General features: G+C 43.8%; 6 protein-coding genes. All 6 read left to right on the forward strand.

The genetic code is table 11. The features are described 5' to 3' along the window. Positions 1–943 (forward strand): MFS transporter (locus tag ACFVSH_RS21260; protein WP_387707692.1); only part of this gene is annotated, 943 nt, incomplete at its 5' end. Between the two features lie 93 nt (positions 944–1,036). Further along, positions 1,037–2,209, forward strand: a complete 1,173-nt coding sequence (locus ACFVSH_RS21265; RefSeq protein ID WP_387707699.1) for a thiolase family protein — start codon at positions 1,037–1,039, stop codon at positions 2,207–2,209. A gap of 137 nt (positions 2,210–2,346) precedes the next feature. Further along, positions 2,347–3,495 carry an acyl-CoA dehydrogenase family protein gene (locus ACFVSH_RS21270; RefSeq protein ID WP_387595393.1) on the forward strand — a complete coding sequence of 383 codons (1,149 nt, stop codon included), beginning with the start codon at positions 2,347–2,349 and terminating at the stop codon, positions 3,493–3,495. A gap of 69 nt (positions 3,496–3,564) precedes the next feature. Further along, entirely contained in the window at positions 3,565–4,749 is a 1,185-nt protein-coding gene (locus ACFVSH_RS21275) for a thiolase family protein (protein WP_387707694.1), read from the forward strand. Between the two features lie 86 nt (positions 4,750–4,835). Next, the gene (locus ACFVSH_RS21280) at positions 4,836–5,240 is read left to right on the forward strand and encodes a PaaI family thioesterase (protein ID WP_387707695.1); all 405 of its coding nucleotides are present in this window, start codon (positions 4,836–4,838) and stop codon (positions 5,238–5,240) included. A gap of 73 nt (positions 5,241–5,313) precedes the next feature. After that, the coding region (locus tag ACFVSH_RS21285; RefSeq protein WP_387707697.1) for a long-chain-fatty-acid--CoA ligase at positions 5,314–6,799 on the forward strand (1,486 nt) is incomplete at its 3' end.

Here is a 6,799-nt window from a genome sequence, read left to right on the forward strand (position 1 = left end):
CGCTTACTCTCATGCAGATAAGTGGTTTCCGCCGAAATTGAAAGGCTTTGCCAATTCGGTAGTGGTTGGCGGAGGAACCGTTGGTGCGATGATCGTGGCACCGATCCTCGTTTCTTTAATTACGATATTCGGATGGAAAGCTGCCTTTGCCGCCCTTGGTGGAGCAAGCCTTGTTTGGTTCTTCCTCTTTCAATTTTTAACAAAGGAAAATCCAGTTGAAGTATATGAAAACGTACAAAAGAAAAAGAAAGCGAAACTAGAAAAAATTAAATTGAAAGACTTTTTGTTGCTACTCGCATCACCTACTGCTTTGTTTACTACACTCGCATATTTTTCCACGTATATTTTAGTTGTTTGGTTTTCTGTTTGGCTCCCGATTTATTTAGTGGAAGCCGTAAAAATGACTCCAGGTCAAATGGGAACCAGCGTTGCGTTAATCGGAGTCGTTTCCGTATGTATTTATATGGGTGTTTCGATGGTGTCTGATCATTTATTCAAGAAGAATCAGAATTGGCGGTCATCGAGGGTATTTATCGTCGCGGGCGCCATGATTCTTGGTGCATTGTTCTTTTCCTCAATCATGGTATTTCGAAATCCAATCTGGGTAATAGTCGCCATGTGTTTAGCAAAGGGCCTTACATATGCAATCTTACCGATTGGACCAACGATCATGATCAATGAAATGCAAGAGCGTGGGGGATTGATGACAAGCATCTTAACATCATCAGGAAATATAGCAGGCATTATTGCACCTCTATTAACTGGCTATATCATAAGTTTTGCAGGAGGCAATGAATTATTGGGATATAACTTATCGATATTGTTCATGGCCATCCTTGTCCTGGCTTTTGGCATCCTGTTTGCGATATTCGTTAAACCAGCCAAATTTAAAGGGAAACATAAAAATAAAAGTTCGGATAACTTTGACCTTAAGTCCTCATAAGGAAGGTAGAACCTGCTTACATTCAATGAAACTAGTGAAATGAAGGAATGCCTTCAAATGGGTGTGAAAAAAGGAAAAGGAGCGGATGGGAAAATGAATAGAGATGCCGTCATAGTTTCTGCAGTTCGAACAGCCATTGGTAAACAGGGAGGTGCACTTGCATCGGTGCCCGCCCACGCATTTGGAGCAGAAGTGATGAAAGAAGCCATAAAACGAGCGAATGTCGAACCTCATATGATAGATGATGTAATCATGGGGAATGTGTTAAGCGGGGGTGGAAACATTGCCAGGTTAACGGCGCTGGAAACAGGACTCTCGCTTCATCTTCCGGGACTGACTGTCGACCGTCAATGCGGCTCGGGAATAAATGCTGTCAACTTGGCTGCACAAGCGATCCGTGCAGGCGAAGGTGATGTCTATATCGCCGGTGGGGTCGAGAGCATGAGCAGGGCGCCATACTTGATGGATCGTCCGGAAAAAGCATATAGTGCAAAGCCGCCGCAGTTCAGAAAATCCCGGTTGTCCCCAAAAGTGATTGGCGATCCCCCAATGGGAATCACGGCTGAAAACTTAGCGGAAAAATATGAGGTCAGCAGGGAAGAACAAGATGAATTCGCACTACAAAGCCAAAAAAAGATGGCCAAAGCCGTGGAAGAGGGCCGTTTCAATGAGCAAATTGCGCCTATTCATATTCCCGTCAGAAAAGGCGACGATATTGAATTTAAATCGGATGAACATCCACGTCCGCAAATAACGAAAGAAGGGCTAGCCCAATTATCACCTGCTTTTTTAGAAGGAGGTTCCGTGACTGCAGGCAATAGTTCGGGATTGAATGATGCCGCATCGGCCCTAGTCATAATGTCGAGGGAAAAAGCGGTGGAATTGGGGATTAAGCCTTTAGCGACGATAAGGGCACAGGCCGTTGCAGGGGTAGATCCAAATTATATGGGGATAGGACCTGTTCCCGCTATAAGAAAGGTAATGAAGAAATCAGGTCTTTCTTTAAATGAAATGGACATCATTGAAATTAATGAAGCCTTCGCCGCTCAAGTCATTGCTTGTAATAGGGAGCTTGATATGAATCCCGCAAGAGTGAATGTGAACGGGGGAGCCATTGCACATGGACATCCACTAGGTGCGACGGGTGCCATCCTCATTACGAAAGCGGTTTATGAGTTGAAGCGTTCTGCTGGAAGGTTTGCTCTTATTACAGCTTGCATTGGTGGCGGGCAGGGAATTGCCACGATAATTGAACGTGAAGCCTGATTTTGTAAGAATGAGGACTCCAATTTACCAGAATACAATGAATTCCACGGAATGATTAGATGATAACAACCTTATATGCCCTATGAAGAAAACTTAAAAATGGCTACTCATGAACAGAACTAAGGAGGAATAAACCGATGACAATCACCTTAACCAAGGAAATGCAGCAAATGAAGGAAATGATCCGTAATTTTGTTGAAAGGGAAGTCGAGCCCTACGCCATACAAATTGAAGAAGAAGATGCCATCCCGGAGCATTTGGTGGAAAAAGCAAAAGACCTTGGCTTATTCGGGATAAGCATTCCGGAACAATATGGTGGAATTGGCTTGAATGCTGTTGGAAAGGCTACCGTATTAGAGCAGTTAGGAAGGACCCATAATGGATTCGTTTCATTAATAAGCGCCCATACCGGGATAGGCAGTACAGGTCTGGTTAAGCTTGCATCCGAACATTTGAAAAATAAATATTTGCCTGAAATGGCAGCAGGCACAAAAATTGGCGCCTTTGCTTTATCTGAACCAGGAGCGGGGTCTGATGCAACCAATTTGGCAACAACTGCAGAAAAGAAGGGTGATTACTGGGTGATGAATGGGACGAAACATTTCATCACGAATGGGCCGATAGCTGATGTTTATACCGTATTTGCTTTAACGGATAAAGATAAAGGAGCAAAGGGAGGGATTACAGCATTTTTAGTAGAAAGAGATTTTCCCGGTTTAATTGTCGGCAAAAAGGACAAAAAAATGGGGTTAAGGGGATCATATACCTCACAGGTCATTTTCGAGGATTGTATCATACCTGAAGAAAATGTTATTGGCGAAGTTGGAATGGGATATATCTCTGCCCTGAAAATTTTAGGTGAAGGGCGTGTAGGTTTGGCTGCAAGATCAGTGGGATCAAGTGGTAAATTGATTGAATTATCAGCCAAATATGCAAAAGAGCGCATTCAATTCGGCAAACCAATTGCGGACAACCAAGCGATTCAATGGATGCTTGCTGATATGGCAACCGAAACGGAAGCCGCAAGAGCATTGACGATGATGGCGGCACAAAAGATTGATGAAGGAAAAAAGGTGATCAAAGAAGCATCGATGGCAAAGCTGTTCGCTTCTGACGTTTTTAATCGGGTCGCGGATAAAGCGGTTCAAATTCATGGCGGAATGGGATATATGGCTGAATATCCAGTTGAACGTTTTTATCGGGATGCCCGCATAACGAAAATCTATGAAGGAACGAATGAAATCCAACGTTTAATCATATCAAGGAATGTCTTGGAAGAGTGTTAATTTCTTACTGTTTATTCGGGCAGGCAGTCTTTTGCCTATGAATCTTGAATTTCAAGGGGGAGGAACGAAATGGGAGAAGATATCGTAATCGTTAGTGCTGTTCGAACACCGATTGGAAAGTACGGTGGAGCATTTAAAGAGATTAGTTCCGGTCATTTGGCGAGCATAGCCATTAAAGAAGCGATTAAGCGTGCGAATATTGTAGCAGAACAAGTGGATGAAGTCATTTTCGGGGAGGTTAGGCAAACGACCGAATCCTCGAATGTCGCGAGAGTGGCAGCGCTGCGTTCCGGGATTCCCGATTCTGCACCGGCTTTTTCAGTAAACCGGTTATGTGCATCTGGAATGCAGGCCATCACCTCAGCAGCACAGCAGATAAGCTCAGGTCAAGCAAATATAGTCGTTGCCGGCGGTACGGAAAGCATGAGCCGCGCACCGCTTTATTTAAGAAGTGCCCGTTTTGGGGGAGATAGGACCAAGCTAGTGGATTCCAATACTGAAGCTGGACAGCAGCCACAAGAAATTTATGGAAAAAATTTAGGGATGGGAATCACTGCTGAAAATGTCGCAGAACGATACAGCATTTCCAGGGAAGAACAAGATGCCTTTTCAGTGGAAAGTCAACGAAGAGCGGCAAAAGCGATAAAAGAAGGAAAGTTCAAGGATGAGATTGTTCCTGTTCAGGTCTCTGACAGGAAGAGTATGGTTACCATTGAAACGGATGAATATCCACGTCCGGAAACTACAATGGAAAAACTTGCAAGTTTAAAACCGGCATTCAGGGAAAACGGAACCGTCACTGCAGGGAATGCTTGTGGCCGTAATGATGGGGCTGCTGCATTGGTATTAATGAAAGCGAGTGAAGCGAAACGGTTACAAATAAAACCACTCGCAAAGATTGTCGATTGGGCGACCGCGGGAGTTTCGCCTGAAGTGATGGGAATTGGTCCAGTACCAGCCGTCGGAAAACTTATGGAGCGCACCGGGAAAAAGGTAGAGGAAATCGGGCTTTTCGAATTAAATGAAGCGTTCGCTTCACAGGCATTGGCAGTAATCAGGGATTTATCGCTAGATGAAAACAAAGTTAATGTAAATGGGGGAGCGATCGCTCTTGGACACCCAGTCGGATCGACGGGCGCCCGGATCGTGACAACGCTAATATATGAACTGATTCGCAGGAAAGAAAGATATGGTGTTGCTACACTTTGTGTTGGCGGCGGACAGGGAATGGCTATCATGATTGAAACCGTATAGGCCAACGATTCAGGAGTGGAAACCCCATGCGTTTCTGCTTCTTTCCGTATATAAGTTGAATCGCGCCAAAGTGAGGGGGAGGAAGATTGCCTGTTGAAGTGGAAGATATTCGTAATCAATTCGAAAGTTGTGCATTCTTTGCACATATAGGTTTTGAAATCATTCGGTTTGAAGAGGGGAATGTTACGATAAAGTTGAACATAGAAGAACATTTGCTTAATGTTAATGGAACACTGCACGGGGGCATTCATGCTACCATGCTGGATACCATTCTAGGAATGGTGACTCGTTCCGTTACCAAATCCAAAGTAGTTACGACAAGCTTAACTGTACATTATTTGGCCAGCATATCGAGCGGGGAACTACTTGCGGAAGCAAAAGTCCTTCAAAAAGGATACAAAATTGCCTTTACTGAAGGAGAAATAAAAGATACTGAGGGCAACACAATTGCAAAGGGCACAGGGATTTTTAAAATCATTCGTGATAAATGAGGCAAGGATGATCAAGTTGGCAGACAAATGACTTTGCTCCATTTTAATTGATAAGAATGAGGTGTGAAAAAAATTGACTAGAACTTGGCATGGATTTTATCCGAAAGAAACTCCTGCTGAAATTGACATTCCTGTATTGTCATTATATGGACTACTTGAACGTTCAGCCCGACTTTATCCAACTTGCAAAGCCGTAATAGATGGGGATCGGGAAATGACATTTATGGAATTAAAGGATGCCTCATATCGTTTTGCTGTTAATTTATGCAACCGTGGATTTCAAAAAGACGATCGTATAGCGATCATGCTGCCAAATTGTCTAGAATATATCATTGCCTATTATGCCATTCATCGTTTGGGAGGTGTGGTCGTTCAAGTGAACCCACTGTATCAGGCGAGTGAATTGGATTATATATTACGGGATTCCGAAGCCAATTGGTTCATTGGGCGTGAGGAACAACGGGGAAAATTATTGCTAACTAGTTTTTCTGATAGGTTAACGTTCATTTCTGCCGAACAATTAATGGAAACTGGAACGGATTTATCAAGGAAAGATCAGGAACTCCCTGCTCTGGCTCTCGATCCGAAGGAAGCTGTGGCTGTACTTCAATATACAGGGGGGACTACAGGGAAATCAAAAGGGGTCATGCTCACGCATTTTAATTTAATCTCGAATGTTTATCAAGATTTTGCCTTTACGGCAAATGCCCTTCAACTCCAAAGGCCTGGGGAACGGATGCTTGGATTGACCCCATTATTCCATGTGTTTGGCAATGGACGATTGAATAGTGCCATATATGCCGGATCGACTTTTATCACATTAGAGAAATTTGAAATAAACAAGGTGGTGGATTTGATTCGAACACATCGGCCAACCATTTTTCCAGGCGTACCGACCATGTATATTGCTTTACTGAATCACCCGGAATTAACGGCGGACGATTTAAGCTGCTTTAAGTACTGCAGCTGTGGTTCAGCCCCGCTCCCGATAGAAATCATTCATCAGTTCGAAAAAAAATTACGGGTCACGATATTGGAAGGGTTTGGCATGTCGGAAACTTCACCCACTACCCACCGAAATCCAGTCATAGGTCAGAAAAAGCCAGGAAGTATCGGTATTCCATACCCAAATACCGACGCTAAAATCGTCGACCTGAAAACAGGCATTGTTGAATTGCCGGCAGGTGATAGAGGCGAACTGATCATTAAAGGGCCGCAAGTAATGAAGGGATATTGGAAAAATTCAGAGGAAACGGCAACGGCTTTGCGGGATGGATGGCTTTACACTGGAGATATCGCGACGATGGATGAAGACGGATATTTTTATATCGTAGGCAGGAAGAAAGATATGATCATTGCAAGCGGTTATAATGTTTATCCAATCGAAGTTGAAGATATTATTTATCAGCATCCAGCCGTAAAAGAGACATGTGTATATGGGGTTCCGGATTCATACCGTGGGGAAACGGTAAAGGCGGCCATTGTCTTAAAGAAAGGAAAGTCAGTTCCGGAGCAGGAAATCAGGGAGTTTTGCGTGCAACGATTGGCCAGATACAAAG

It is taken from the genome of Peribacillus sp. NPDC058002, assembly GCF_042886655.1.
Lineage (GTDB): Bacteria > Bacillota > Bacilli > Bacillales > DSM-1321 > Peribacillus > Peribacillus aracenensis.

Excerpts from the sequence above, each read along its gene's own strand:
- ACFVSH_RS21265 (WP_387707699.1), top strand. The coding sequence starts at position 1,037 with ATGAATAGAGATGCCGTCATAGTTTCTGCAGTTCGAACAGCCATTGGT.
- ACFVSH_RS21270 (WP_387595393.1), top strand. The coding sequence starts at position 2,347 with ATGACAATCACCTTAACCAAGGAAATGCAGCAAATGAAGGAAATGATC.
- ACFVSH_RS21275 (WP_387707694.1), top strand. The coding sequence starts at position 3,565 with ATGGGAGAAGATATCGTAATCGTTAGTGCTGTTCGAACACCGATTGGA.